An 869-nucleotide genomic window follows, 5' to 3' on the forward strand; every position below is an offset into this window, starting at 1 on the left:
GCCCTGGCCGGCGCCCGCCTGGTCCTGCCCGGCGGCGTCGTCGAGGGCGACCGGCTCGCGATCGAGGGCACCCGCATCGCGGGCCTCGGCGGCGACACCGAGCCCGGCGACCTCGACCTCACCGGGTACACCGTCGTCCCCGGCTTCGTCGACCTGCACGTCCACGGCGGCGGCGGCACCTCCTACACCTCCGGCATCGCCGAAGAAGCCCTCCACGCCGCCCGCACCCACCTCCACCACGGCACCACCACCACCGTCGCCTCCACCGTCACCGGCGAGATCGACGACCTCGCCCGCCAAGCCGCCGTCCTCTCCGAACTCGTCGAGGACGGCACCCTCGCCGGCATCCACTTCGAGGGCCCCTTCATCTCCCACAACCGCTGCGGCGCCCACCGCCCCGACCTCCTGCGCGACCCCGACCCCGCCCTGGTCCGCAAACTCGTCGACGCCGCCCGCGGCCACGCCACCATGGTCACCCTCGCCCCCGAACTCCCCGGCGGCCTCGACTCCGTGCGCATGCTCGCCGACCTCGGCATCATCGCCGCCGTCGGCCACACCGACTCCGACTACACCACCACCCTCGAAGCCGTCGACGCCGGCGCCACCGTCGCCACCCACCTCTTCAACGCCATGCCCGGCATCGCCCACCGCGCCCCCGGCCCCATCGTCGCCCTCCTCGAAGACGAACGCGTCACCGTCGAACTCATCAACGACGGCGTCCACCTCCACCCCTCCGTCCTCGACCTCGCCTACCACACCGCCGGCCCCGACCGCGTCGCCCTGATCACCGACGCCATGGGCGCCGCCGGCATGGGCGACGGCCTCTACCCCCTCGGCCCCCTCCAGGTCCAGGTCAAGAACGGCGTGGC

The 869-nt window shown here is 74.0% G+C and carries 1 protein-coding gene; it reads left to right on the forward strand.

Annotated elements, in window-relative coordinates; translation table 11 throughout:
- Window positions 1–3: 3 nt before the first annotated feature.
- A partial coding sequence (locus tag OP86_RS32520; RefSeq protein ID WP_078653696.1) for an N-acetylglucosamine-6-phosphate deacetylase occupies window positions 4–869 on the forward strand: 866 nt, incomplete at its 3' end.

Source organism: Streptomyces novaecaesareae, assembly GCF_000716875.1.
Lineage (GTDB): Bacteria > Actinomycetota > Actinomycetes > Streptomycetales > Streptomycetaceae > Kitasatospora > Kitasatospora novaecaesareae.